Origin of the sequence: Roseibacterium elongatum DSM 19469 (genome assembly GCF_000590925.1) — a bacterium.
Taxonomy (GTDB): domain Bacteria; phylum Pseudomonadota; class Alphaproteobacteria; order Rhodobacterales; family Rhodobacteraceae; genus Roseibacterium; species Roseibacterium elongatum.
In genome coordinates this window covers 3,034,373-3,060,912 of record NZ_CP004372.1, presented here as the reverse complement: position 1 = coordinate 3,060,912, position 26,540 = coordinate 3,034,373, and the positions used below count along the sequence as shown (strand labels likewise).

At 66.5% G+C, this 26,540-nt stretch carries 22 protein-coding genes and 3 pseudogenes; 8 read left to right on the top strand and 17 right to left on the bottom strand.

The features are described from left to right. Positions 1-15: 15 nt before the first annotated feature. The 4 genes from ROSELON_RS14855 to ROSELON_RS14840 all read right to left on the bottom strand — a co-directional run bounded on the left by ROSELON_RS14855 (position 16) and on the right by ROSELON_RS14840 (position 4,500). A complete protein-coding gene (locus ROSELON_RS14855) occupies positions 16-774 on the bottom strand; it encodes an ABC transporter ATP-binding protein (RefSeq protein ID WP_025313109.1) in 759 nt (252 codons plus the stop codon). A 12-nt stretch (positions 775-786) separates the two neighbouring features. Beyond that, on the bottom strand, positions 787-1,998 hold the full coding sequence (locus ROSELON_RS14850) for a branched-chain amino acid ABC transporter permease (RefSeq protein ID WP_025313108.1): 1,212 nt from the start codon (positions 1,996-1,998) through the stop codon (positions 787-789). 4 nt (positions 1,999-2,002) lie between these two features. Beyond that, positions 2,003-3,034, bottom strand: a complete 1,032-nt coding sequence (locus ROSELON_RS14845; RefSeq protein ID WP_025313107.1) for a branched-chain amino acid ABC transporter permease — start codon at positions 3,032-3,034, stop codon at positions 2,003-2,005. Between the two features lie 122 nt (positions 3,035-3,156). After that, positions 3,157-4,500, bottom strand: a complete 1,344-nt coding sequence (locus ROSELON_RS14840) for a substrate-binding protein (protein ID WP_025313106.1) — start codon at positions 4,498-4,500, stop codon at positions 3,157-3,159. Positions 4,501-4,963: 463 nt separating this feature from the next. On the opposite strand from ROSELON_RS14840, the gene ROSELON_RS14835 reads away from it, so the two are divergent. Beyond that, positions 4,964-5,677, top strand: a complete 714-nt coding sequence (locus ROSELON_RS14835) for a FadR/GntR family transcriptional regulator (protein WP_025313105.1) — start codon at positions 4,964-4,966, stop codon at positions 5,675-5,677. A gap of 17 nt (positions 5,678-5,694) precedes the next feature. On the opposite strand, the gene ROSELON_RS14830 is transcribed toward ROSELON_RS14835, so the two are convergent. Further along, on the bottom strand, positions 5,695-6,420 hold the full coding sequence (locus tag ROSELON_RS14830) for a DUF1028 domain-containing protein (protein ID WP_025313104.1): 726 nt from the start codon (positions 6,418-6,420) through the stop codon (positions 5,695-5,697). A gap of 119 nt (positions 6,421-6,539) precedes the next feature. Between ROSELON_RS14830 and ROSELON_RS14825 the strand changes: the two genes are divergently transcribed. From ROSELON_RS14825 to ROSELON_RS14810, 4 genes and pseudogenes are all read left to right on the top strand, one after another. Next, positions 6,540-8,117 carry an ABC transporter substrate-binding protein gene (locus ROSELON_RS14825; RefSeq protein WP_025313103.1) on the top strand — a complete coding sequence of 526 codons (1,578 nt, stop codon included), beginning with the start codon at positions 6,540-6,542 and terminating at the stop codon, positions 8,115-8,117. A 157-nt stretch (positions 8,118-8,274) separates the two neighbouring features. Next, the gene (locus ROSELON_RS14820) at positions 8,275-9,222 is read left to right on the top strand and encodes an ABC transporter permease (RefSeq protein WP_025313102.1); all 948 of its coding nucleotides are present in this window, start codon (positions 8,275-8,277) and stop codon (positions 9,220-9,222) included. Continuing rightward, positions 9,219-11,096: a dipeptide/oligopeptide/nickel ABC transporter permease/ATP-binding protein gene (locus ROSELON_RS14815; RefSeq protein ID WP_025313101.1), complete on the top strand. Its 1,878-nt coding sequence runs from the start codon at positions 9,219-9,221 to the stop codon at positions 11,094-11,096. Before ROSELON_RS14820 ends, ROSELON_RS14815 begins: the two co-directional genes overlap by 4 nt. After that, positions 11,093-12,050, top strand: a pseudogene (locus ROSELON_RS14810) (ABC transporter ATP-binding protein). Before ROSELON_RS14815 ends, ROSELON_RS14810 begins: the two are co-directional and overlap by 4 nt. A 122-nt stretch (positions 12,051-12,172) precedes the next feature. Here the strand turns inward: ROSELON_RS14810 and bfr are convergent. The 9 genes and pseudogenes from bfr to ROSELON_RS14770 form a co-directional block, all read right to left on the bottom strand. Continuing rightward, positions 12,173-12,658, bottom strand: coding sequence for a bacterioferritin (bfr, locus tag ROSELON_RS14805; protein ID WP_025313100.1), 486 nt, complete (start codon positions 12,656-12,658; stop codon positions 12,173-12,175). Next, on the bottom strand, positions 12,606-12,905 hold the full coding sequence (locus ROSELON_RS14800) for a (2Fe-2S)-binding protein (protein ID WP_025313099.1): 300 nt from the start codon (positions 12,903-12,905) through the stop codon (positions 12,606-12,608). The genes bfr and ROSELON_RS14800 overlap by 53 nt, the downstream gene beginning before the upstream one ends. Positions 12,906-13,091: 186 nt before the next feature. Further along, the gene (locus tag ROSELON_RS18245) at positions 13,092-13,241 is read right to left on the bottom strand and encodes a hypothetical protein (protein ID WP_156945955.1); all 150 of its coding nucleotides are present in this window, start codon (positions 13,239-13,241) and stop codon (positions 13,092-13,094) included. A 307-nt stretch (positions 13,242-13,548) separates the two neighbouring features. Continuing rightward, a pseudogene (phnE, locus tag ROSELON_RS14795) lies at positions 13,549-14,362 on the bottom strand (phosphonate ABC transporter, permease protein PhnE). Further along, on the bottom strand, positions 14,359-15,168 hold the full coding sequence (gene phnE, locus ROSELON_RS14790) for a phosphonate ABC transporter, permease protein PhnE (protein ID WP_025313098.1): 810 nt from the start codon (positions 15,166-15,168) through the stop codon (positions 14,359-14,361). The pseudogene phnE (ROSELON_RS14795) and the gene phnE (ROSELON_RS14790) overlap by 4 nt, the downstream one beginning before the upstream one ends. After that, a complete protein-coding gene (phnC, locus tag ROSELON_RS14785) occupies positions 15,165-15,986 on the bottom strand; it encodes a phosphonate ABC transporter ATP-binding protein (RefSeq protein WP_025313097.1) in 822 nt (273 codons plus the stop codon). The genes phnE (ROSELON_RS14790) and phnC overlap by 4 nt, the downstream gene beginning before the upstream one ends. 68 nt (positions 15,987-16,054) lie before the next feature. After that, positions 16,055-17,005 carry a phosphate/phosphite/phosphonate ABC transporter substrate-binding protein gene (gene phnD, locus ROSELON_RS14780; RefSeq protein WP_025313096.1) on the bottom strand — a complete coding sequence of 317 codons (951 nt, stop codon included), beginning with the start codon at positions 17,003-17,005 and terminating at the stop codon, positions 16,055-16,057. A 243-nt stretch (positions 17,006-17,248) separates the two neighbouring features. After that, positions 17,249-18,136 carry a UTP--glucose-1-phosphate uridylyltransferase gene (locus ROSELON_RS14775; protein ID WP_025313095.1) on the bottom strand — a complete coding sequence of 296 codons (888 nt, stop codon included), beginning with the start codon at positions 18,134-18,136 and terminating at the stop codon, positions 17,249-17,251. 32 nt (positions 18,137-18,168) lie between these two features. Beyond that, on the bottom strand, positions 18,169-19,560 hold the full coding sequence (locus ROSELON_RS14770; protein WP_025313094.1) for a WecB/TagA/CpsF family glycosyltransferase: 1,392 nt from the start codon (positions 19,558-19,560) through the stop codon (positions 18,169-18,171). 295 nt (positions 19,561-19,855) lie between these two features. On the opposite strand from ROSELON_RS14770, the gene ROSELON_RS14765 reads away from it, so the two are divergent. From ROSELON_RS14765 to ROSELON_RS14755, 3 genes and pseudogenes are all read left to right on the top strand, one after another. Further along, positions 19,856-20,470 carry a response regulator transcription factor gene (locus tag ROSELON_RS14765; RefSeq protein ID WP_025313093.1) on the top strand — a complete coding sequence of 205 codons (615 nt, stop codon included), beginning with the start codon at positions 19,856-19,858 and terminating at the stop codon, positions 20,468-20,470. 109 nt (positions 20,471-20,579) lie between these two features. Beyond that, the gene (locus ROSELON_RS14760; RefSeq protein ID WP_025313092.1) at positions 20,580-22,079 is read left to right on the top strand and encodes a GumC domain-containing protein; all 1,500 of its coding nucleotides are present in this window, start codon (positions 20,580-20,582) and stop codon (positions 22,077-22,079) included. Continuing rightward, a pseudogene (locus ROSELON_RS14755) lies at positions 22,076-23,364 on the top strand (O-antigen ligase domain-containing protein). Before ROSELON_RS14760 ends, ROSELON_RS14755 begins: the two are co-directional and overlap by 4 nt. A gap of 213 nt (positions 23,365-23,577) precedes the next feature. Here ROSELON_RS14755 and ROSELON_RS14750 read toward each other — a convergent pair. From ROSELON_RS14750 to ROSELON_RS14740, 3 genes are read right to left on the bottom strand one after another with little or no spacing between them, the layout of a single operon-like run. Continuing rightward, entirely contained in the window at positions 23,578-24,582 is a 1,005-nt protein-coding gene (locus ROSELON_RS14750; RefSeq protein ID WP_025313091.1) for a glycosyltransferase, read from the bottom strand. Between the two features lie 26 nt (positions 24,583-24,608). Further along, entirely contained in the window at positions 24,609-25,601 is a 993-nt protein-coding gene (locus tag ROSELON_RS14745) for a glycosyltransferase family 2 protein (RefSeq protein ID WP_025313090.1), read from the bottom strand. 11 nt (positions 25,602-25,612) lie between these two features. Beyond that, entirely contained in the window at positions 25,613-26,539 is a 927-nt protein-coding gene (locus ROSELON_RS14740; protein WP_025313089.1) for a glycosyltransferase family 2 protein, read from the bottom strand. Position 26,540: the final 1 nt, after the last annotated feature.

Below are 26,540 nucleotides of genomic sequence, written 5' to 3'. Positions count from 1 at the left end.
TCCTCCTGCCGGTCCTCAGACCTGCGCTTCGCCCAGATAGGCCTCGCGGACCTTTGGGTGGCCCTTGATGTTCTCGGGGATATCCTCGACCAGCGGCGTGCCCTGGGCCAGCACCGTGATCCGGTCGGCCAGGCTGAAGACCACGTGCATGTCATGCTCGATGATCGCCATGGTGATGTTGCGCTTTTCCTTGATCTCTTTCAGCAGTTCGATCGTGTTGTTGGTGTCGGCCCGCGCCATGCCGGCGGTCGGTTCGTCCAACAGCAGCAGGCGCGGCTGCTGCACAAGGCACATGGCCATTTCCAGGCGGCGCTTGTCGCCCCGCGACAGGGCGGCGGAATGCATGTCCTTCTTGTCGATCATGTTGACCTCTTCCAGCATGCCCTCGGCCTCGTCCAACAGCTCGCGCTCGTTGGCGATGGTCTCGTAGGCATGCAGGCGAAAGGTGCCGTCGCGCCGCGCGAAGACCGGCATCAGCATGTTTTCCAGCACTGTCAGATCGCCGAAGATCTCGGGCGTCTGGAACACGCGGCTGATGCCCATCTGGTTGATCTGGTAGGGTTTGCGCCCCAGCACGCTTTCGCCCTGAAAGGTGACCGAGCCGGTATCGGGGATCAGCTTGCCCACGAGGACGTTGAGCAGTGTGGACTTGCCCGCCCCGTTGGGCCCGATGATCGCGTGACAGGATCCTTCCTGCACCGAAAGGTTCACGTCGCCAAGCGCTTGCAGCCCGCCGAAGCGCTTGTTGACGCCTTTGACTTCCAGGATACCCATAAGCCTCTCTCCTTATTCGCCGGGTTTCGGCGCGGCCGAGGCCGAGCCCTGCGCGCTGTCATCGGCGCGTTTGCGGCGGAACAGGTTCGCGATGCGCTTGCCGCCTTCGACGATCCCGCCGGGCAGGAAGATGACCACCAGCATGAACACGATGCCCAGCGTCAGGTGCCAGCCCTTGCCGACGAACGGGTAGATCACCGCCACGACGAAATTCTCCAGCCCGTCGGGCAGGAAGGCGAACCACTGGTGCAGGATGGTCGAGTTGATGGTCGAGATGATCGATTCCAGGTACTTGATCACGCCCGCGCCCAGGATCGGGCCGATCAGCGTGCCGACCCCGCCCAGGATCGCCATCAGCACCACCTCGCCCGAGGCGGTCCAGATCATCCGCTCGGCCCCGGCCAGCGGGTCCATCGCCACCATCAGGCCGCCCGCCAGCCCGGCATACATCCCCGAGATGACAAAGGCCGCCAGCGCATAGGGGCGCGGGTTGAGGCCGGTATAGGTCATGCGCGAATTGTTCGACTTCACCGCCCGCAGCATCAGGCCAAAGGGCGAGCGGAACAGCCGGATCGCCAGATAAAAGGCCACCGCCATGACGATCGCGCAGAAATAGTAGCCGATATTGAAGGTGAAGGACCACGCGCCCAGCTCCCAGGTGGCGGAACTGCTCATCTCCAGCCCGAAGAAATGCGGCGCGGGGATATTGCCCTCGGCCGTCTGGCTGGCGCCCAGCACGCGCGGGTCGTTCAGCGACAGGGTCAGGCCCGTCTCGCCCCCGGTGATCGGCGTCAGCACCGAATAGGCCAGGCTGTAGCACATCTGCGCGAAGGCCAGCGTCAGGATCGAGAAATAGATCCCCGACCGGCGCAGCGAGACATAGCCGATCACCACCGACAACAGCCCCGCCACCAGCACCGACACGATCAGCGCCGGGATGACGTTCATGGTCAGGAGCTTCATCATCCAGACCCCGGCGTAGGAGCCGACCCCCAGAAAGGCCGCGTGTCCGAAGGACAGATACCCGGTCAGACCGAAGAGGATGTTGAACCCCACGGCGAAGATGCCGAAGATCACCAGCTTTTGCAGCAGATCGGGATAGCCGCCGTTGAACTGCGCCAGGCCCGAGCCCTCGGGGAAGGGGTTCATGATGAAGGGCGCAAAGATCAGCAGCCCCAGAACGATCACGTAGAGGCGCAGATCCGCCTTGTTCAATCCAAGCATGGGATCACTCCTCCATCACGCCCTTGCGGCCCATGAGGCCACGCGGACGGGTCAACAGCACGATGATGGCGACCAGGTAGATGATGACCTGGTTGATGCCGGGAATGAGGTCGATGACCTGCGACATGGAGGCGAAACTCTGCAGCACGCCCAGCAGGAACCCCGCCGCCACCGCGCCGCCCAGGCTGCCCATGCCGCCGACAACGACGACCACGAAGCTGAGCACGAGGAAATCCATCCCCATGTGATAGTTGGGCGACAGGATTGGCGTGTACATCACCCCCGCAAGCCCCGCGACGATGGCCGCGATGGCGAACATGGTGGTAAAGCGCTTGTCGATGTCGATGCCCAGAATGCCCACGGTCTCGCGGTCGGCCATGCCGGCGCGCACCACCATCCCGAAGGTCGTGAATTGCAGAAAGGCAAACACTGCGCCAATGACGATCGCGGCAAAGGCGAAATAGACCAGACGCCAGTAGGGATAGACGATCGCGAAGGGCTCGAACCCGATCAACTGTCCGACATCGAACGACCCGCGAAAGGCGTCGGGCGCCGGGGTCGGGATCGGGTTGGCGCCGTAAAAGGCCTTGACGATCTCCTGCAGCACGATGGCCAGGCCGAATGTCACAAGGATCTGGTCGGCATGGGGCCGCTTGTAGAAGTATTTGATCAGGCCGCGTTCCATCGCGATGCCGATCAACGCCATGATGGGAATGGCCACGATGATCGCCAATGGCACGGACCAGTCGATGATCGCGGCCCCCGTCTCGGCGCCGAACCATTGCTCGACATAAGGCACCTCCACCTGCATCGGATTGCCCAGGAAGTCGGTGCGGGTTTCGTCGATCACGGTGAAGGACAGGTTGAAGATACGGTTCAGCGTCACGGCCACGAAGGCGCCGATCATGAACAACGCACCATGGGCGAAGTTCACGACGCCGAGCGTTCCGAAGATCAGAGTGAGGCCGAGTGCGATCAGTGCGTAGGCCGAGCCTTTGTCCAGACCGTTCAGGATCTGCAGAATGATGGCTTCCATGTCGCGCCCTTGTGGATGTGTCTGCGGAAATCGGGCGCGCGAACGCAGGTATGGCGCCGCGCGTCATGAAACCCGGGCGGATCTGTCGCCGCCCGGGTCTTGGGGTCGGTTGTCAGGCCGCCTCAGGCGCCCGGATTGCAGGTGCCCAGGTTGCCGCCCGCAAATTGCGGGTGGTCCGGGGCATAGGTGACCTGCTCGACCGGCGTGACCTCGACGATCTCGAGAAGGTCGAACTGGTTGTCCGGGTTGGCCTTGCCGCGCACGACCAGAACATCCTTGAAGCACTGGTGATCCTCGGCCCGATACAGCGTCGGGCCGTTGCCCAGACCGTCGAACTCGAACCCTTCCAGCGCCTCGACCACGGCGCAGGGGTTGAAGCTGCCCGCGCGGGTGACCGCATCGGCATAAAGCAGCGTCTGCACGTAGCAGGTATGCGCCGCCTGGCTGGGCGGGAAGCCGTATTTTTCGCCGAAGGACCGGGTGAAGGCCTGGCTGCCCGCGTCCGGCAGCGACCAGTGCCAGTTGGTCGAGCCGAAGATGCCCTGGATCGCCTCGCCGGCGCCGCTGGCCATCAGGCGCGAGAAGAGCGGCACGATGATCTCGAAGTCGCGGCCATTGGCCTGGGCTTCGCGCAGGCCGAACTGCACGGCTTGAGTCAGCGAGTTCACCATGTCGCCGCCGTAATGCACCAGCACCAGCGTATCGGCGCCCGAGCCCAGAACCGGTGTGATGTAGGACGAGAAGTCGCCCGCGCCCACCGGCGTCAGAACGGTGTTCACCGTGTTCCAGCCCACCGCTTCGGTGGCTTCGCGCACGGCCTGCTCGGTCGTGTAGCCCCAGTTGTAGTCGGCGGTCAGGTAATAGGCGTTGCGGTCGGTGCCATAGGCGTTGGCCAGAACCGGCGCCAGCGCCGCGCCCGACATGTAGGAGTTGAAGAAGTGGCGGAAGCCGTTGGCCTTGCGGTCCTTGCCGGTCGTGTCGTTCGAGTGCGTCAGGCCAGCCATGAAGATGATGCCCGCCTCTTGGCAGAGCGCCTGCACCGCCACGGCCACGCCCGAGGACGAACCGCCGGTGACCATGATTGCGCCGTCGCGCTCGATCATCGAACGTGCCGAGGAGCGCGCCGCATCCGATGAGGTCTGGGTGTCGCCGGTCACGTATTCGACACGGCGCCCCAGGATGCCGGTGCCGTCGAGAACCTGGCTGGAGAACGTGTTGAGCATGCCGCCGTCGCCTTCACCGTTCAGGTGTTCGACCGCCAGTTGCTGCGCCCGCAATTCGTCGGCGCCTTCATCGGCATAGGGGCCGGTCTGGGGCACGTTGAAGCCGAGCGTCACCGACGACGAGCCGGGCTCGTTCGTAAAGGCACGGGCGGCTCCCGTGAAGAAGGTCGGCGTGGCCAGCGCAACGCCGGTTGCGGCGCCGGCCTTGAGCAGGCCGCGACGCGAAAGGTTCTTGTCAGTCATGTAATCCTCCCATGGATTTCAGAGCCTGGACCTCCCAATCCAGACACGGGCGACGGACACCCACCCTTACGTTCCGTGAGATGCGTTTTATTATCCAGCGCGGCGGTCCCGCGAAATTTAGTTTTGAAAAGGAGTTTACAACCTTTCGCGCGAGTTGAAAAAAACGAATGAAACCAAATCACAAAAGGCCGTTTTCGCCTGTGCCCGTGGGCTCCGCGCGGCATGCGGCGGGCGATCTCACAGTTCGAAATTCGGTATACCGTGATCGACCGCCGCCGTCTGCCCATGCACCGCCCGCCCGGTCCGGCATCTTGTGGTGGGATGCGCCATGCGCTACCCCGTTCCCTTGCTGCGCGCCCGGATCTGCAGCCTATCGGGATCGGCCATGGAACACAGCCCATCGGGCAAGACGCCCCCAGAGCGACGCAAAGGCGCCTCGGTGCCGGGCCGCCGGTCGCGCCCCGTGCGGGTGGCCGAGGCGATCAAGGATTGGGTCGTCGAGCGCAACATGCAAAAGGGCGACCGCCTGCCCGGCGAGGCCGAGTTGATGGCCCGTTTCGGCATGGCCAAGGGCACCATCCGCGAGGCGATGCGCATTCTTCAGGCGCAGGGGCTGGTCGAAACCCGGACCGGCCCCGGCGGCGGCAGCTTCGTGGGCGAGGTGACGGCGGACCGGGCCAAGGCACTCCTGGCCAATTACTTCTATTTTCAGGACCTTTCGGTGGCCGATATCTACCAGTTGCGCCGCGTGCTGGAACCCGAACTGGCCGCCTCGCTTGCCGGACGCCTCAGCGACGCGCAACTGGCCGAGCTCGAGGCCGTGGTCGCCCAATACCCCGACCCCGCCCGCAGCGCCGAGGAAGAGCGCGACCAGCACGTCGCCTCGCTGGCCTTTCACCGGCTGCTGGCGAATTTCTCGGATAACGCACTCTTGGCTTTCGTGGTCAGTTTCATGGCGCGTATTCTGGCCGACCTGACCGTGTATCGGCGGCTCTACGACCCGCCCAACCGCGATCTGCACGCCCGGGGCGTGGCGTTCCAGCGCGACCTGATCGCCGCCCTGCGCGAGGGCCGTCCCGAAGAGGCCCGCGCGATCATGACCGCCCATATGCAAACCGCCGAGGCGCTGATGCAGGCGCAAGAGGCGCAGGTGCTGCGCCGGTTCATCCCCGAATAGCCGCGCCCGGGCCTGCCTTAGCGCGCCGGTGGCGGCGCGACATCCACGATGGGCTCGGGGTGGTCGGGCACCGCCTCGGGTCGCGGAGCGCGATAGGGGTCGTCCAGCACCGGCACCACCTCGGTCCAGCCGCGATAGGGCTCGGCCTGCGACGCCGCGTAAAGGTCGGCCAATGCCTGCAGTGGCGTGTCGGAACAATCGATCCGCAGCGTCAGCGGCGCGCGGTCGCGCCCCACCACCAGCAGCGCCGCCGATTTCAGGCCGCGCGCATCGCCCCCCGCACGCGCCGCCGCCTGCAACGCCGCCATCAGACGCTCGGGCAGGGGCAGGGCGGCCGCGCCGGCATAGCCCGCCAGGGCCGCGGCGATCACCTCGGGTCCGGTCAGCATGTTGCCGGCCACCACAACGCCGGGGGCCTGCGTCGCATCGGCGAAGCCCACACTGTCGGCCCCGGTGAAGGCCCCGGTCTGACCCTGGGCCGAGAGCGCGGCAAGCTGCCGATGCGCCCGGCCGGGATCGGCGCCCGTCACCTGTGCCACGGCCGCCGCGGCCCCCTGACCGCCCGCCATGGCGCTCAATACGTCCTCACCCCACAACGTCGAGGGCGCCGTGCCCTGGCTGGCCGACAGGCCGCGCGCGGCATCCCCGCGCAGAACCCAGCCGCCGACGCACAGGCTGCCGGTTGCGGCGGCACCGCCCAAAGCGCCCGAAATTTCATCGCGCGCAAGGATCGAAATGGTCACGACCGGTCCCTCCGACAGCTGGGGCTTGCATTTATCATGATAATTTGTCCTGATCTCGCTTATCACAATCAATTGCCGGCAAGGCAATAGCGACAGACCCGATAGGAGAGGATCACGTCATGGCACTTTTGTCCTGGACGCGCCGGATGGCCCTGGCCGGCGGCACAGCACTCAGCCTCGCGCTGGCCGCGGGGCTTCCCGCCGCCGCGCAAACGCCGCCGGGCGTTCTGGTGGTCGGCCAGGTGGCCGAACCGCAGGCGCTCGACCCCCATGCGGTCACAGCGGTGAACGATTTCCGCATCCTGATGAATGTCTATGACGGGCTGGTGCGCTACGCCTCGGGCACGCTCGAGGTCGAACCGGCGCTGGCCACCGACTGGGAGATTTCCGAGGACGGCACCGTCTACACCTTCTCCCTGCGCGAGGGGGTGACCTTCCACGATGGCAGCCCCTTCAACGCCGAGGCCGTGGTCTTCAACTTCGAGCGCATGCTGAACGAGGATCATCCCTATCACGACACCGGCCCGTTCCCGCTGAGTTTCTTCTTCTCGTCGGTCGACAGCGTCGAGGCGGTCGATGACCTGACGGTGCGCTTCACGCTGACCGCGCCCTATGCACCGTTCCTGTCGAACCTCGCCTATCCGACGGGGTTGATCGTCTCGCCGGCGGCGGTGAGGGAACACGGGGCCGAGTTCGGCCGCAACCCGTCGGGCACGGGGCCGTTCACCTTCACCGAATGGCGCTCGAACGAGGCCGTGGTGATCGAGGCCAACCCCGATTACTGGGATGGCGCGCCCGACCTTCAGGCCGTGGTCTTCCGGCCGATCACCGATGCCAACACCCGTGTGGCCGAGATGCTGTCGGGCGGGATCGACCTGATGGTCGAGGTGCCCCCGGTGGCCCTGTCCGAATTTCAGGGCGACGCCTTTGAGATCGTCGAACAGGCCGGCCCCCATGTCTGGTTCCTGATCCTGAACATGCGCGAGGGGCCGTTCACCGAACAGGCCGTGCGTCAGGCCGCCAATTACGCGATCAACAAGACCGCGCTGGTCGAGGATGTGCTCGAAGGCACCGCCGAGGTCGCCGCCGGCCCCACGCCCCCCGCCTTCGCCTGGGCCTACAACGAAGAGTTGGAGCCCTATCCCTACGACCCCGACCGTGCCCGCGAACTGCTGGCCGAGGCCGGTGTCGAAAATCCCGAGATCACCTTTTTCGTGACCGAGGGCGGGTCGGGCATGCTGGACCCGGTCGCCATGGGCACCGCCATTCAGGCCGATCTCGAGGCCGTGGGCTTTGACGTGACCATCGAGACCTACGAATGGAACACCTTCCTGGGGCGGGTGAATCCGGGGCTCGAGGGCGAGGCGGACGCCGCCCAGATGGCCTGGATGACCAACGACCCCGATACGCTGCCCTATCTTGCCCTGCGCACCGAGGCGTGGCCGGAACAGGGCGGCTTCAACTCGGGCTATTATTCCAACCCCGAGGTCGACGCGCTCTTGGAAGAGGCCCGCACCGCCACCGATCAGGATCGCCGCGCCGAGCTGTACCGCGAGATGCAGGTGATCGTTCAGGAAGACGCGCCCTGGGTCTTCGTCGCCAACTGGGTGCAGAACGCGGTGACCAGCGACCGGGTCGAGGGTTTCGCGCTCGAGCCGTCCTTCTTCCTGCTGCTCGACGACGTGGCCAAGAACTGATCCCCGCGCCCCGGGGCGAGACGGCCGCCTTGGGGCGCAACGGAATTCTCGAGAATTCCGGCCAGAAATTCTCGAGAATTTCTGCCTGTGCGTATGCACAGGCTGTGTACGCGCTGTGTACGGCCTGTGACCTGCCATTTTCGCCGGAAAGGGCCCCATGACCCGCTACATCCTCAGACGCCTGATCTCGGCCATTCCGGTGCTTCTGGGCATCTCGGTGATCGTCTTCGCGATCATGGCGCTGATCCCCGGCGACCCGGCCACGGCAATCCTCGGCAGCTATGCCACGCCGGAAAACGTGGCCCGCCTGAACGAGGATCTGGGTCTCGACAAGCCCTTGATACAACAGTATTTCATTTGGCTCGGTAATATGCTGCAGGGCGATTTCGGGCGCTCTTTCGCGTTGAACCGCCCCGTGCTCGACGAGGTGGTCGAGCGCTTCAATGCCACGCTGGTCCTGGCCGGGACCAGTTTCGTTCTGTGCTCGGTCCTGGGCATCGTCGCCGGCGTGATCTCGGCCGCCAATCAGTACGCCTGGCCCGACAAGGGCATCACCTTCGTGGTTTTGTTAGGTATATCAATCCCTTCCTTCTTTCTGGGCATGATGATGATCCTGACCTTCGCGGTGAATTTGCGGTGGTTCCCGGCCTCGGGCATGTGGCCCATCTTCGGCGACCGTGACCTGTTTGCGCTGATCCGTCATCTGACCCTGCCGGCACTGGCCCTTTCGGTTGTCGCCACCGGCGTGGTGGCGCGGCTGTCGCGCTCGGCCATGCTCGAGGTTCTGCGGCAGGATTTCATCCGCACCGCCCGCGCGAAAGGCGTGCCCGAACGCGGCGTGATCTGGCGTCATGCCCTGCGCGCGGCGATGGTGTCGATCATCCCCGTGCTCGGCATCCAGGCGGGGTTCGTCCTGTCGGGGGCCGTCTACATCGAGGTCGTGTTCCAATGGCCCGGCATCGGGCGGATGCTGGTGGACGCGATCCTGCGCCGCGACATCCTGCTGGTGCAGGGCGGCGTGGTGTTCGTGGCGGCCTGCTACGTGTTTTTCAACATCGTGGTGGACGTGGCCCAATCCCTTCTGGACCCGAGGATCAAGACGTGAGTTTTCTGGCGCTGCTCGCCCGCAACCGTCTGGCCCTTGGCGGGTTGATCGTCATGGGGCTGGTGGTGCTGCTGGCGCTGCTGACACCGATCCTGCCGCTGGCGCCGCCCAACGTGACCGATACCGCCAACCGCTTCCTGCCGCCGTTTTCCGAGGGCGCGCTTCTGGGCACGGACCATCTGGGGCGCGATCTGCTCAGCCGGTTGATGTGGGGCACGCGCCTGTCGCTGGCCGTGGGGTTCGCCGCCGCGCTGATCGCCGCCACCATCGGGGCCGCGATCGGGATCGTCGCGGGGTACTATGGTGGACGCACCGACAACATCATCATGCGCGGCGTCGACATGCTGATGGCGTTTCCCTACATCCTGCTGGCGCTGGCCATCGTGGCGGCGCTCGGCCCCGGCCTGATGAACGCGCTGATCGCGGTCGCGGCGGTGAACATCCCGTTTTTCGCCCGCAACATCCGCGGCATCACCGTGGGCATCGCCAACAAGGAGTTCGTCGATGCCGCGCGCCTTGCCGGCCTGTCGGATGCGCGCATCATCCTGACCGAGATCCTGCCCAATGTGGTGCCGGTGATCGTCATCGCAATGTCCACGACGGTGGGGTGGATGATCCTGGAAACAGCGGGCCTGAGTTTCCTGGGCCTCGGCAGCCAGCCGCCGGTGGCTGATCTCGGCTCGATGCTGGGCGAGGCGCGCGCGGCGCTGATCACCAACCCCCACACGTCGGTCGTGCCGGGGGTTATGATCCTGATCATCGTGATGGCCATCAACCTGTTGGGCGACGGCATTCGCGACGCGCTGGACCCGCGCCTGAAATCCGGCGCGCTCAACCGGCCGCTGCCCGCCACACTGGTTGCGCGCGGTCGTCAGCCCGCGCCGCAGGGACAGGCGGGGGTGTTGACGCTGGACAAGCTGGAGACGCAGTTTCACGTCAAGGACCGCAACTATCGCGCGGTGGGCGGTGTCAGCCTGTCGGTGGCGCCGGGCGAATGCCTGGGCATCATCGGCGAAAGCGGCTCGGGCAAATCGGTCACGGCCCTGTCGGTGATGGGGCTGGTCGCCTCGCCGCCGGGGCTGATCGCGGGCGGGTCGGTGCATTACAAGGGCGAGGACCTGATCGGCGCCCCCTATCGGCGCTTGCGCACGCTGCGTGGCCGAGAAGTGGCGTATATCTTTCAGGATCCACTGGCCACGCTGCACCCGCTTTACCGGGTGGGCGATCAGCTGATCGAGGCGATTTCCGCGCACCGTGCCATCGGTCGGGCCGAGGGGCGGCAAAAGGCGGTCGACCTGCTCGAGGCGGTGCGCATTCCGAATGCCGCCGCGCGCATCGACGACTATCCGCACGAGATGTCGGGCGGCATGCGGCAGCGCGTCGGCATCGCCATGGCGCTGGCCAATGACCCCGAGGTGATCATCGCCGACGAGCCGACCACGGCACTGGATGTGACGGTGCAGGCGCAAATCCTGTCGATCCTTGATGATCTGCGCCGCGCGCGCGGCCTTGCGATCATCTTCATCACGCATGATTTCGGCGTGGTCGGGCAGCTGTGTGACCGGGTGGCGGTGATGTATGCGGGCAAGATCGTCGAGGAGGGGCCGACGCGCGCGATCCTCGACACCCCCCGGCATCCCTACACGGCGCGGCTGATGGCCTGCGTGCCGGAACTGGGGGGCGGGCGACGCCGGCTCGAGGCGATCCCCGGCCTGCCACCGGCGGTGAACGACCTGCCGCCGGGCTGTGCCTTCGCGCCCCGCTGCGACCGCGCCAGCGCGGCCTGCCGCAGCGGAGAGATCGCCCTGGCGCGCGACGGGGGGCGGGCGCTGCGCTGCCTGCATCCCGTGGCCGAGCAGGAGGCCGCATCATGACCCCGGCGCTGCGTTTGGAAAACCCTGTCCAAGACCTTCCCCCTCGGGCGGACGCTGTTCGGGGGGGAACGCCCCGGCGTGCGCGCCGTGCACCCGGTCACGCTGGATGTGGCTCATGGCGAAACCCTGGGGATCGTGGGGGAGTCCGGCTGCGGGAAATCCACTCTTGCGCGGATGCTGGTTGGCCTGCTCGACCCCACGACCGGCAGTATCGAGATCGAGGGCGCGCCGCTGGACAAGGCCGATCCGGCCGCCTTTGGCCGGCGCATCCAATACGTGTTCCAGGACCCGATAAGCAGCCTCAACCCCCGCAAGACCATCCGTCAGATCATGGAGGCCCCGCTCAAGCGGCTGCACCGGATGGATGCGCCCCGCCGGGCCGCGCGCATCGCCGAGATCTTCGACACGGTCGCGCTGCGGCACGAGTTTCTGGACCGGTATCCGCACGAGTTCTCGGGCGGGCAGGCGCAGCGCATCGGCATCGCCCGCGCCCTGGCCGCCGAGGCGCGCATCCTGATCCTCGACGAGCCGGTCTCGGCGCTGGACGTGTCGGTGCAGGCGCAGGTCTTGAACCTGCTGGCGGATCTGAAGGCGCAGTTGGGGCTGACCTACCTGTTCATCTCGCATGATCTGGCGGTGGTTGAGGCGGTCTCGGACCGGATCGCGGTGCTCTATTTCGGTTCGGTCGTGGAATTGGGCCGGGCCGAGGAGATCTTCCGCGCGCCCCGCCATCCCTACACGCGCCTTCTGGCCGACAGCGCGCCGGTCGTGGGCCGCCCGCTCAGCGCACCAGAGGCGCGGGAAAGCGAGTTGCCCGATCCGTTGAACCCGCCGCGGGGCTGTGCCTTTCGCGCGCGCTGTCCTCTGGCCTCGGATCGCTGCGCGCACGAGGTGCCCAAGCTGCGCCAGGTCGGGGGGCACGCCGTGGCCTGCCATCACCCGATCGGCACGTGATGCCTGGCGCGTGACGCGTTGGCTGTGCCGGACACAGGTGCGTCGCCCCGGTGCGGCTTGGCCGTTGCCGCCGATGGGGATTGCCGCCGAGGGGCGGCCCCGGCCAGATCGCCGCCGCGCCCTTATTCGGCCTCGTCCATCCTGGACGCGTTGAGATGCGCGTAATTCTGCGCCCCGACGCGGTCGTGCAGGTCCAGTTGGGTTTCGAGAAAATCGATATGACCCTCTTCATCGGCAAGGAGTTCTTCGAAAAGCTCCTTGCTGACCCAATCGCCGACCGAGGCGCAGTATTCGCGGGCTTCCTTGTAGAGCGCGCGGGCCTCGTGCTCGGCGGCGAGGTCGCATTCCAGCGTTTCCTTGGGGGTCTGGCCGGTGCGGATCGGGTCGAGTTTCTGCAGGTTCGGGTGGCCTTCGAGGAACAGGATGCGCGCGATCAGCTTGTCGGCGTGATGCATCTCTTCGATGGATTCCTCGCGGCTTTTCTTGGCCATATGGCCAAGGCCCCAATCCTCTTGCAGGCGATAGTGCAGCCAGTACTGGCTGACGGCGGTCAGTTCACTGCGCAGCGCGCGATTGAGATACTCGATGACCTTGGTGTCGCCCTTCATCCGATGCGTCCTCTTGTTGTTTTGCCGCGCGGCGCAACCCGCGCAATTCCATGGGTACGGGCATGTTATCGTTCTGGCGCATCGTGTCCACGAACAACGCGACACAGCCACCGCAATCCGCCGATTTGCCGAGCGCGCGATAGACCTTGCGCGGCGTGATGATCGCATCGGGGTCCGCGGCGCGCATCCAGTCGATGGCGGCATGAATGTCGTGGTCGGTGATGTTGGTGCAATGGCAGATGATCATGACGTTTCCCGCAGGTCGGGGCCAGCGCAGCACGGCGCCGCCGCGCCGGGGGTCACGCGCGCATCGCCAAGGACGTGCCGAGGGCGTCGGGGCCGTGCGGTGAACCCGCTGCGGCGGCCACCGACCGGGTGGCTTGGGTTGGCGCAGTCGGCGCGGGCCGGAAGGGCCAGCGCCTGCCGGTTTCCGTCACCGCCGGGCATCACGGGTGCCTTCCAGCCGGTCAAGCCACCATTCCAGACCGCCAAGGCGCAGCGGCACGCCTTCGGCGAGAAGGGGCCATACCTCTTCGGGTCTCAGGGCGGGTTCGCGACCTTGCGCCATCGTGGAGCGGGTCATGTCATGCCTGTCCGTCATCTTATGCCCTTTGCTGTGTCAGGCTATGGCGTCCCTGGCCGGATCGGCGCGGGTGGCTTGCATGGCACCTATTCTTGAGTGAATAAGTCGGTTTTGTCAATCCGACTTTTTTGATCGGGATTGGCGTGATCTGTCGCAGGGTGTCCAGCGGATGCACCATCGCGCACGCAGGGGCGCGCCCGGGCGCCACGCATCGGCGTGTGCCGAACAGAGGATGTCGCGGGCACGGCGCAGACCGCGCCCCGCCGCTGCCCGCAGGTATCGACCGCCTTGGGGTGGGCCGGCTGTCTCAGATGATGGCGTGGCGCACCCGGGCCGAGACCCATTCGCTCAGCACGACGGTCGCAAGGATCAGGATCAGGATTACCGAGACCTGGCTCCAGGCCAGGGTGTTCAGCGAGGCTTGCAGTTTCAGCCCGATACCGCCCGCGCCCACGAGGCCCAGGATCGTGCTTTCGCGGATGTTGATATCCCAGCGGAAGACGGTGATGCCCCAGAAGGCCGGCATGATCTGCGGCACGATGCCGTAATTCAGAACCTGTGCGCTGCTGGCGCCCGTGGCCTCGATCGCCTCGATCTGGGTGGCGTCGGTTTCCTCGATCGCCTCGTAAAGCAGCTTGCCGATGAACCCGATCGAGCGCAGGGCGATGGCGACGATCCCCGCCAGCAGGCCCGGGCCGATGATGGCCACCAGCAGCAGAGCCCAAATCAACGAGTTGATCGAGCGCGACGCCACGATGATGAACAGCGCGATGGGCCGCAGGATGGTGGCCGAGGGTGTGGTGTTGCGCGCCGCCATGAAGGCCACCGGCACGGCCATGATGACGCCGCCAAGCGTTCCCAGCGTCGCGATGTTGATCGTATCCCACAGCGGCTGCATCAACTCGGGCAGATACTCCCAACGGGGGGGCGACCATGCGCCCGCCGATATCGGCGGCCTGCCGCGGGGCGTCGGCGACGAAGAACCAGATCGTGTTCTCGGTCATCAACTGCCAGCACCAGACGAACAGGGCGACCAGTGCCAGCCATCCGGCCCAGATCAGCAGGCGCTTGCGCGGGGTGCGATGGGTCCAGACCTGGCTGTAGTGGGTGATCTCGGTCATTGTAGGAACTTCCGCAGGTAGCTGGAGCCATATTCGGCCACCATGACGATGGCGATGATGATCAGCAGGATCGCACCCGCGCTGTCATATTCGTAGCGGTCGATGGCGGTGTTCAGCGTGGCGCCGATGCCGCCCGCGCCGACGATCCCGATCACCGCGCTTTCGCGGAAATTGATATCCAGCCGATAGAGCGACAGGCCGATCAGGCGCGGCATCACCTGCGGCTGCACGGCGTAGTTCACCAATTGCCACCACGATGCCCCGGTGGACCGGATCGCCTCGGCCTGTGTCTCGTCGATTTCCTCGATATCGTCGGCCAGAAGTTTGGCGATGAAGCCGATCGTGGCGAAAGACAGGGTCAGGAACCCGGCAAATGGGCCGAAACCGAACATGGCCACGAAGAAGATGGCGATGATGATTTCCTGCAACGCGCGGCTGACGGCGATGATCGAGCGGCAGATAAAGTAGATCCAGCGCGGGGCCAGATTGCGGGCCGCGCCGATGCCGATGGGCACCGAAATGGCCACGCCGACCACCGTCGAGGTCAGCGTCATGGTCAGGCTTTCGATCAGGCCCTGGCTGATGTCGCGCCAGCGGCTGGTGAAATCGGGTTGCAGGAAGCCCATGATGAAGCGCTGGCCACGGTCGAGCCCGTCATAAACGCGGGCCCAGTTCACCTCGACCGAGCCGATGGCCAGCACCAGATAGACAAGGATGCCAAGCTGCAGCGCGATGCGCCAGCGACGGTCGGTGACGATCTGCGGCGGACGCCGCCACGTCCTGGGGTAGGAGTCGAGCGTGCTCATCGCGCCAGTGCCGCCATTCGGTCGCGCGCGTCGGCCTCGGCCGCCTCCTGTTCCTGATCGCCCCGGCGCATCTCGTGCCAGTCTTCTTCGCCATAGATCGTGGTCAGCGTCGCCTCGGTCAGTTGGTCGGGCGTGCCGTCGAACACCACGCGCCCGGCGCGCAGGCCGACGATGCGCTGCATGAATTGCTGCGCCAGTGGCACGTCATGGATATTGACGATGGCAGGCAGCCCGCGTTCGGCGCAGATCTCGGTCAACAGGCGCATGATCTGGCGGCTGGTCTTGGGGTCGAGGCTGGCCGTGGGTTCATCGACCAGCAGCAATTCGGGGTCTTGCGCCAAGGCGCGTGCGATGCCGACGCGCTGGCGCTGCCCGCCCGACAGGGCATCGGCGCGGTTGTCGGCCTTGTCCAGCAGTCCCACGCGATCCAGCAGCTGATAGGCGCGTTGGATGTCGGCGGTCGGATATTTCCGCATGAAGCTGCGCCAGAAGGGAACGTATCCCAGGCGCCCCGACAGGACGTTTTCCATCACAGTCAGGCGTTCGACCAGCGCGTATTCCTGGAAGATCATCCCGATGCGGCGGCGTTGGCGACGCAGATCGGATTTCGACAGGCCGACCAGGTTCACTTCCCCCAGCATGACCTTGCCTGCGGTCGGTTCCACAAGGCGGTTGATGCAGCGGATCAGGGTCGATTTGCCCGCCCCCGACGGCCCGATCAGGCCCATGATCTGCCCCTTCGGCATATTCAGCGTCACGTCGGACAGTGCCGGATCGCCGGTCTTGTAGGTCTTGGACAGGCCTTCGAGTGTCAGCATTCAGGTGATCCCCGCAAAATCACGCGGGCGGCCCAGAGCCGCCCGCGTTTCGTCCTTGGCAAACAGGTTCAGTCGCAGTCGTACTCGACGCCGTTGAACGCGTCGATGGTGCGGATCACGGCCCAGTTGTCCTGGAAGGTGATCGGGATGAACTGCGACTCCCCGTTGCGGCCGAATTCCTCGGCCAGCGGCGTGCCTTCCCAGTCATAGCTGAAGAAGGCTTCCCGGATGGCCTCCTGCAATTCGGGGGTCAGGTTGTAGACGGTGCCGTAGCCCGTGGTGGGGAAGGTCTGCGAGGTGTAGATCGACACGATCTGGTCTTCGGTCACGACCTCGCGGTCGAGCATCCGGCCCATGACCGAGTTCGCCACGGCGGCGGCCATGTAGTCCTGGTTAGCCACGCCGAGGATCGAGTTGTCATGCGCGCCCGAGAAGACGGCTTCGAAATCCTCGCCCGGCGTCATGTCGAACTCGTCGTTCAGGATTGCCGAGGGGGCCTTGAAGCCCGAGTTCGAGGTTTCCGAGGTAAAGGCCATCTGCTGGCCGCGGATATCCTCGACCGCTTCGATGCCCGAACCGGGGTAGGTGATGATCTCCATCTCGTAGCCGAAGGACCCGTCCTCGGCCGCCATCATCGCGAAGGGGCGGAACCCGGCGCAGGCCACGGCCAGCGGGTTCGAGCCGGTGTTGAAGCCCGCGATATGCAGACGGCCAGCGCGCATCGCCTCGATCTGGGCGGCGTTCGACTGCACCGGGAAGAACTGCACGTCGCGGCCGGTGGCCTCGGACAGGTGGTCGAGGAAATCGGCCCAGACCTCGGCATAGACGGCGGGGTCTTCGACGGGCGTGTAGGCAAAGATCAGCGTGCCGGGATCGATCAACTGATCGGGATCGGTCGGGATATCTGCTATAAGATCGCCATCGGCGTCGGTGTAGCGATCGCCGAGCGCGAATTCGGCATGCACGGGAAAGGCGACTGCGAGCGCGGCAACTGCCGCAAGCGTTGTGTATGTCTTCATGATTCTCCCCAATATCTGGTGTCGCTGCGTGGCGCGTACCGAGTTTGTATAACAACGATATGACAGTTGGGGCCGATGCGGCAATAATCTGTTGCGCATCTGGGCGCGAACCCCTGGCCATGACGCGTCACGGGCTGCGCGGCCTCGCCCGGATCGGCCCGCGGCCCGGAATTCGCCAGCCACCTCTGTGCGACGGTCTCTTAACCTTGCGAAACGCTGACGACCGTAATCACGTCATCGGCGTCAGGCCGCCAGATCCTGCCGCGGGGCGCGGCCCGCGACCGCGCTGTCGATGGCCCGGGCGAGATCGGGGTGATCCAAGGCGAAGGCAACCGTCGCCTTCACATAGCCAGCCTTGGACCCGCAATCGAAGCGGGTGCCCTCGAATTGCAGACCGTGCACCGGGGCATGGCGCGTGTCGGCGTTGATGGCGTCGGTCAGTTGCAACTCACCCCCTGCGCCCGGCCCGATCCTGTCGAGCTGCGCAAAGATCGACGGTGCAAGGATGTAACGCCCGACCACCGCCTGCCGCGACGGGGCACGCTCGGGGGCGGGCTTTTCGACAAGGCCCCGCGCCCGAAACAGGCCGCCGCGCTCAGAGGTCACGTCGAGCACGCCGTAGTTGCGGGTTTCGGACTTGGGCACGGCCATGGTGGCTACCATGTGCCCGCCGAGATCGGCATGGGCGTCGATCATCTGGCGCAGGACCGGTACGTCGGATTTCAGCACGTCGTCGGGCAGCAGAACCGCAAAGGGTTCGTCGCCGATCAAGCGCCGCGCCAGGCGCACGGCATGGCCCAGGCCACGGGGGCGGTCCTGCCGCAGGATCGACATCTTGCCCTCTTCCATGCGGGTGCAGGCCAGCTTTTCCAGAGCGTCATGCTTGCCCTTGTCGGCAAGGTGGCGTTCCAGAGCGGCGGCGGTGTCGAAATAGTCCTCGAGCGCGGATTTGCCCGCCGAGGAGACGAAGATGAACTCCTCGATCCCGGCAGCGCGAGCTTCGTCCACGGCGTATTGGATGATCGGACGGTCGATCAGGGTGATCATTTCCTTGGGCACGGATTTGGTGGCCGGCAGCAGGCGGGTGCCCATCCCGGCGACGGGAAACACGGCTTTGCGGATATGGGTCATGGTCGTGTCCTTTTCGAATTTGTAGGGGCCGGTCAGTAGGCCCCGCGCCCCGAGATCACGGCGCGGAAGGTCAGGGCGATGAGGATCAGATCGAGCAGCAGGCTGCGCGACCGGGCATAGGCGAGGTCCATGTCGATCATCTTGTCGAAACCGATCTCGGCGCGGCCCGACACCTGCCAGATGCCGGTCAGGCCGGGCTTGATCGACAGACGTCCAAGCGCGCGGGCGGGATAGGCGGCGACTTCTGCAGGCAGGGCCGGGCGCGGCCCCACGATCGCCATGTCGCCGCGCAGCACGTTGAGGATTTGCGGCAGCTCATCGAGCGAGAAACGGCGCAGCAGGCGCCCGACGCGCGTCACGCGCGGGTCGTTGCGGGATTTGAAGCAGATCCCGGCGCGGTCCGACGTGGCCAGCAGGGCGGTGCGGCGCGCCTCGGCATCCACATGCATCGAGCGGAACTTGAACACCGTGAACGGCGTGCCATCCTTGCCAACGCGCGTCTGGCGGAACAGGACCGGGCCGCGGCTGGTGGCCGCGATGGCCAGGGCGATGGTCAAAAGCACCGGGCCAAGCAGGATCAGCGCCGCACCCGACAGGCCCAGATCCATCAGGCGGCGCAATAGCGCCACCCGGTCCGTGCCATTGGCGGCGTGGCGCAGGGCACGCGCCACGAAGATGGGGTTGCCCAGCAGGTAACGCCCGGCCATGCGGCGCGGCTCTTGCAGCAGGCGCCAGGCCCATTCCAGCCGGGCGCGGCGCAGCGCCACGGGCGCACGGGCGACAGTGCCGGCGAGGAAGTCGAAACAGGCGCCCACCCCAAGACAGATCCGCGGCACTAGGCGGTCGGCATGCGCGGCGATCCAAGTGTCCTGCATCGGCACGCCAAGCGCAACCAGCAGGATATCCGCCCCCGAGGCGTTGACCTGTGCAATGACCTGCTCGGGGTCCGTGGCATCCGCGTACCCGTTCAGCGTGCCCGCGATCCGCAGGCCCGGCGCCAGGCCGGTCAGGGTGTCGGCGGCGGCCTCGGCGGTGCCGGGACGCCCCCCGAACAGAAAGACCGAGTGGCCCGAGGCGGCAGCGGCCCGGAGCAGGTTCGGCACGAAATCGGTTCCGTTCAGGTTCTCGGGGATCGCCTTGCCGCAAAGACGGGCGGCCAATTCGATGCCGGCCCCGTCCGGCAGGATCATGTCGGCCGTCGCCAGGGCGCGGCGATAGCCTGCGTCGCGCGCCATCGTGTTGATGCAATGCGCGTTGACGAAATGCACGCGATGCCGACCCGGCGCCATCAATGTGGCGATGGCGGCATCGGTCGTGTCGGCCACAAGACGCAGGTCGAACAGGTCGATGTGGCGCAACGGCCTTTGCCGGGCGAATTGTTTGGCGAAATCCGGGTCGCAGAAGGTTTGGAGCGTATCGGGCATGGTGCGATCCTCTCGTGACGGCGTTGCGCCCAAGCTGCCGCCGGGCGGCCGGCGACGCGACCGCGCAACCGGTCTGACACGGGACGAGGAGGTGTGGCCGATCGCTTCGGATGGGTGCCGCCCACGCCGCATTCGGCGGCCGGGCTATACGTTCGGCTAGCCGTTTTCCCCTTTCGGGTTGCGCGGCACGCGCGCATGCGCGAACGGGCGGAAAACGGTCTTAGTCTGGCCAAGGTTTCGGCTATGATGGCAAAGACCGAGTCCCGATGTACCGTATTGCGAGGCGGAGAGCAGAATGCGCATCTTGATAGCTGACGACCACGATCTCTTGCGCGACACGCTGGTCATGTATCTCGAAGGGGTTGGCGGGTTCGACACCGTCGCGGTGCAGGATTTCCCCGCGGCGATGGCGCATTTGCAGGATGGCGCGGCTTTCGACGTCGTTCTGCTAGACCTGAACATGCCCGGCATGAACGGGTTGCAGGGGTTGCGCGAGGCGTTGGCCGCGCGGGACGGGCTGCGTGTGGCGCTGATGTCGGGTCTGGCGACCCGCGCCATCGCCGCCGAGGCGCTGGAGATGGGGGCCGCCGGGTTCCTGCCCAAGTCGCTGCCGGCGAAGTCGTTGGTCAATGCCGTGAAATTCATGGCCATGGGGGAACAGTTCGCCCCTCTCGACTTCATGACCGCCGAGGACGAGACACCGGAACACCCGCTCGCTGCCAAACTGACCGAGCGCGAATTGCAGGTGCTCCAGGGCCTGACCGAGGGCAAGTCGAACAAGGAAATCGCCCGTGATCTGGACCTGACCGAGCCGACGATCAAGCTGCATATGAAGACCCTGTATCGCAAGGTGGGGGCCAGCAACCGCACGCAGGCTGCGCTGATCGCGCGCGATGCGGGCATGTTCTGAGCTATCCGTAAGGGTAGGGTAGGGCACCCCGTCTGCCCCGGCCCTTAGCCGTTGGCGCGGGCGCGCCTTCTTCGCAAATCTGGCAGATCGTCAGGCGAAGGAGACTGCCATGTTCATCCAGCGCGCCCCCAAGGCACCGTCCGCCCCCGACCTGTCCCCCGGGGCCGCCGCGGCCCATGGCAAGTGGCCTGTGCCGCAGGTCATCCGCAGCCCGTTGCGCGCGCTGACATTCCGGCGCCTTCTGCGCGGCGGCCGCCCGAACGACGCGGGGCGTTTGCCGCGCTACGCCGGGTTCTTTCTGCTGGGGGCCGCCGCGATCTGGGCGCCCCTCACGGGATATCTGCAAACGGCGCCGTTGCGCTACAGCTCCGAGATGTCCTTGATCCTGCCGGGCGCCGGCGCGTCGGCATCGGTCAACCTGTCCGAGATCGGGCAGGCGTCGTCTTACGCCGACTCGCCCTATGCCAGCAGCGCCATCAGCCCCACGGTCACCTATCAGCGCCTGATCGGGGCAGATCGTATTCTGGATTCGGCTGCGGAACGGCTGGGGATCGCGCGCAGATCCTTCTGGGCGCCGCGGGTCGAACTGATCGACCAGACGGGGATGATCCAGATCCGCATCACCGGGGTCTCGCCCGAGGATGCGCAGGCGCGGGGCGATGCGCTGCTCGACGCGTTCTTCGCAGAAATCGACGCGCTGCGAGAGGACGAATTGACCGTCCGCGAAACCGGCGGCGTGGGCGCGATCGAGGATTACCGGGCCTCTGTCGCCGCAACGCGCGTGCAGATCGAAACGCTGCAGCGCGAGACCGGGCTGATCTCGGCCGCGCAATATGACGAGCTGGTCTCGGAAACAAACGCGCTGGCGCGACGGCTGGCCACGCAGCGCACCGCATTGCAGGAACAGACCGAGGCGGTGCGCGCCCTGGAAAGCGCCCTGGACGTCACGCCGCAGATCGCGGCGGCGACGCTGCGCCTGCATGCCGACAGCGAGTTCGCCGCCCTGATCGAGGAGATGTCGGCGCAAGCCGCAGCGTTGGCCGAGGCCGAAAGCCGCTTCGGCCCGAACCATCCCGTCGTCCTCGATGCACGGGCGGGGCACGGGGCCACGCGCGACATGGCCCGCCTGCGCGCGGCGACGGTCACGGGCCTTGCCGACGCGCACGTCGCGCAGCTCGATCTTGCCCCGATCGGGGGGCGCGCGGCGCTGCTGGCGGATCTGGTCGAATTGTCCTCGCTCCGGCAGGGGCTGGCCGCCGAGGTCGCCTCGCTCGAGGAGCGTCTGGCCGCCGACGAGGCCCGCATCGCGGCGCTGTTGACCCCGGCCGCGCAGCTTGAGGACCTGCAGCGCGATTTCCAGGTGGCCGAGGCGGTCTTTGCCTCGGCCATGGCGCGGGCCGAAACAACCAAAAGCGACCGCTACGCCTCGTATCCGCTGGTGCAGGTGCTCGAAAACCCGTCGCTGCCGCAGGGGCCGTCCTCGCCGCGCACCAAACTGGCCATGGCCGCCGGAATTGCCGCAACCATGATGTTGCTCTTCGGTCTGCTGCTCGGCTGGCTTCGACGCCCGCTGATCGACAAGCTGATCGTGCGGGCCGAGCCGGAATGACCCTGTCCAATCCCGCCGAACGCATGGTGTGGCATGCGCTGGTCCTGACCTGGCCCTTCTATGCCTTTGGCGCGCTTTACGTGGTCGGGCCGGTTCTGGCCTGGCTGCGTGGGGGGGCTGGCGATCCTGTCGCTCTATCTGGGGCCGGCCATTCGGCGCGATCTGGCGGCGACCGGGCCGATCCCGCCGGTCGTCTGGGGCTGGATCGCGGGCATGGCCGTGATGCTGATCGCGCTGTGGGTCGGGCATGTCGACGTGGGGACTGGGGGCCAAGCAGACGATCAAATCCTCGATCGGTTGGGCCAAGGGCTGGGCCCTGATGGCCCTGTTTCCACTGGCCGGCGCTGTTCTGCCGATCCGCCGCGCGGTTCTGATCCGCGCGCAATGCGTGGTGGGGTTGTGGACTCTTGCGCTGGCCCCGGTGCTGCTGGCCGCGCCCTATATCGGCCTGCCGGAACGGATCTTCACCTCGCCGCTGCGCGCGGTCGGCGGGCCAGGTCCCGAGTATTTCTCGGTCTATTTCTACACCATCGACCCGTCGAGCTGGACGCCCCGCTGGCAGTTCTACGCCCCCTGGTCGCCCTTTGCCGCGCTGTTGGGGGTGATCATGGTTCTGTTCGCGCTCGAAGAGACCGACAAGAGGTGGCGCGCTGTCGGGGTGGCGGCGGGTACGCTGATGATCCTGGCTTCCAAGTCGCGAATGGGACTGGTTGGACTGGTGGCCTGTACGATGGGGCCGCGCATGATGCCGCTGGTGGCGCGGGCCTGGGCCTGGCATGTCGCGGCTGCAGCGACCGCGTCGCTGGCGGTTCTGGGCACGGCGCTGCTGCAACTGATGCAGGATGCCTGGGGGGCGTTTCGCGCGGCGCGGGCCGACAGCACGCGGGTCCGCGAGACGCTGCAACGCATCGCCGGGGAAAGATGGCGCGAAGAGGCCGTCTGGTTCGGCCATGGCACCGTTCAGCCCGGCCCGCATCTGGTGGAATACATGCCCATCGGCAGCCACCACACATGGTGGGGCCTGTTGTTCGTCAAGGGTGCGGTGGGGTTCTTTGCCTTGCTGGTGCCGCTGGTCTGGCAGGTCGCGCTGGCGCTTTACGATGCGGCGCGTGGCCCGCGTGGTCGGTTGCCGCTGGGGATCTGCATGACCATCGTTCTGCTGTCCTTTGGCGAGAATGTCGAGATCGAGGCCTATATGCTGTGGCCCGGGCTGATCGTTCTGGGCCTGCACGCCCGCGAATTGGCCGATGAAAGGGTGCGCGCCGCGGTGCCGGACCCTGCGTGACGGCCGCGCCCGAGACCCCCGTCAAGCGCAGGTGCCAACGCTCGGATCATCGCCGCGCCGACCCTGCAAACGTCGGCACGCGGGCATGTGAGGTCCCAGCCGGGCCAAGACGGTCCAGCCCAGCAGGACAGGCCGCAGCACGGCTCTCCCTCAAACGAAAACCCCGGGCGCGCGCGCCCGGGGTATCCTGGTCGTTCGATGCGGCCCTGCGCCTCAGGCGGCGCGCGCGGTCTCGGCGGGTCGGGTGATCGCACCGATCAACGCGCCCCAGCCACTGGCGAAGCGCGCCTGTTCGACGCGGGCTGCATCCCGCCGGGCGGTCAGGTCGATGGCATGGCGTGTCTCTTGCAGGCGGTTCAGGGCCTCGGCCCAGGCCATCGGGCCATCGCCGTCCACGGCGATTGCGCCTTGGGCCAGATGATCGTGCAGTCCATCGACGCGCGCCGCCAGCAAGGGGCGGCCTGCCGCGCGGGCCTCGAGCGCGACGAGGCCATACGCCTCCCACCGCGAGGGCATGGCCACCGCGTCCACCTGCGCCATGGCCGTCGCCGGGTCGGCCCAACCCCGGAACCGGATGCGCGGGTCACCGGCCGCGAGCGCCTCGAGCGCCTTGCGGTCGTTGCCGTCGCCGTAGATGTGCAACTCGAGCGTCCGGTCGGCGCAGGCGCGAAAGGCCGGAATCAGCGTGTCGAACCCTTTCTGCGGCTCCAGCCGCCCGATCGCGCCCACAACGCGCGGACGTCCGGCGGGCAGCGGCAGCGCCAGGAATGGGGCCAGATCGACGGTCGAGGGGATGACGCACAGATCGTCCGGGCTCACCAGCCCACGGCCCCGCAGCCAGTGCCCCTGCGCCGCGCTGACGGCCACGACCCGGTCGAACAGCGCATAGGCCGTGGACAACAAGGTCAGAAACCGCGCGCGACGAAACACGTTCTGCGCCATGAAGGCCTCGGTATAGCTGTGTTCGACATGGACCATCGGGACATGCGCATGGGTGGCGCGCAACTGGATCAGGGCGGGCAGGCGGCGCCAGCTGATCGACAGATGCGACACGAGGATATCCGCCTCGAGCGCCAACGGCGTCGCGCGCCCGCGCGAGAGGGACACAACCCGGTGCGCCCCAAGGCGCGCCATACGAGGGCAAGAGCAGATATGGTGCAGAACACGCATGACGCCGCCGGCGGTGGTGTCATCGACGAGATGGACGATACGAAGCATGATGTATTCCTTTCGTTTTATGATGATCAGGCGCCGTGCGACGGCCGCAGCATGCGTGCGGCCCGACGCATCAGGTTCGATCCTGCCGCGCTGCGCATCACGCAGGCGGCCGCCAGTGTGGTCAGGGTCTTGGCGGGTTCCTCGGTGATCGGGCGGCGCGAGCTTTTCAGGGCTTCGACGATCAGTGCCCACGCGCGCGGTCCATCGCCCGACGCCACCGCGCGACGTGCGAGGTAACGCAACTGGTAGGCGCGGGCGGTCGGGGCGTGGTCCGCGAAAAAATCGGGCGCGATCGGCGTCAGTTTGCGAACCATATCCTCCCACGAGGCCAGTTGTCGGTCGGTCGCCGCCGACAATCCCGCGCCGTTCACGCGGTAGCGCAGCAGCGCACCGGGCACGCCCTCGATGTGCCAATCCGTGGTCAGGGCCAGCCGCAGCCAGCACTCGATATCCTCGGACTGGGCGAAGGTTTCGTCAAAGACCCAGTCGCGTTCGGTTTCATGGCTTGGCCGGTACGCGATTGCATCGGCGGCCTCGCGGCGCATCACCGCCGCCGACCCGTTCCCGATCGGATTACGCTTGAAGACATGGGCCGCCGTGATGCCCATCAGGCGCGGGGCCTGAACCAGACCAAGCGCGCGATTGTCGTCATCCACCAGCAGGGAGCCGGAAAAGCTGAGGCCGACGCGAGGGTTGGCGTCGAGATGGCGGATATGCGCGGCGAGTTTCTGAGGCTCCCAGATGTCGTCGGCATCGCAAAAGCCGATATAGGCCCCGCGCGCCGCGGCAATCCCGGTGTTGCGGGCGCCGGCAAGGCCGCGGTTCGCCTGTCGCAAGACGCGGATCCGGGCATCCCGGGCCATGGCCTGCGCGGCGATGGCGGGTGTCTCATCATGGCTGCCATCGTCGACGATGACGATTTCCAGATCGCGTTCCGTCTGGGCCCGGAGGGACCTGAGGGTTTCGGGCAGGGTTCGTGTGACATTGAAGGCGGGCACGACGATGGTGGCTTTGGGCATGGCAGGCTCCGTCACTTCGAGGAGAACAGGGCACGGCGCAGGGGCCGCGGGAAAACGGGCGCAAGCAGCGCGGCAAGCGCGGTCGCCGCGCCGCGCCGTAGCGGGAAGAGGAAGGCGACCGGGTTCGTGCGAAGCCCGCGCAAGGCAAACCCGAGGGCAAGCCGCGCCTCGGCATCGAGGCGCAACGCCCTGCGGGCGAGGTAGCGGGCAAAGATGGCCTCGGCCCGCGCATCGGGCCGAACGCCGAAGGTCGCCGCGCTGTCGAGAACCCGTGTACGGCTGTCCCGCATCCGCATGAGGTCAGAGGACAGGCCACCGGGTGTGCGGCGATACAGGACATGCAAGGCCGGATCGCCGATGATCCGGCGGCCGGTACCGACGCAGCGGACCAGCCATTCCAGATCCTCGTTATGGACCAGTCCCTCGTCAAACCCGCCGGTTGCGGCGAACGCCTGACGCGTGACCGACAGGTTCGATGTCGTGCAGACCGGGTTTTCCCCCAGCAGCATGGCGATGGTCACAGGACCATCGGGCACGGTCGACCGGCGCATCCGCGCGCCCGCGTCGCCGTCGAAGAAAGCGACCTGGCCGTACACCGCATCGGGGTCAGCCGTCTCAAAGATCGCGCTCAGGCGTTCCAGCTTGCGCGGCTCCCACAGGTCGTCGGCATCGCAGAACGCCAGGATTTCACCCGTGGCATATGACAGGCCGCCAGTGTTGCGGGCGGCGCTCGGCCCTTTTCGCGGGTTGCGGATGAGGCAGATGCGGTCGTCCTGCGCAGCATGTGCATCTATGATTGAAACCGTGTCATCGGTTGAACCGTCATCGACGCAGATGACTTCCCAATCGCGGCAGGATTGCGCGCGAATGCTCTCTAGCGTGTCCGGCAGCGTGGCCGCGGCGTTGAAGCAGGGCAGGATGATCGAAAAGCGGGGCATG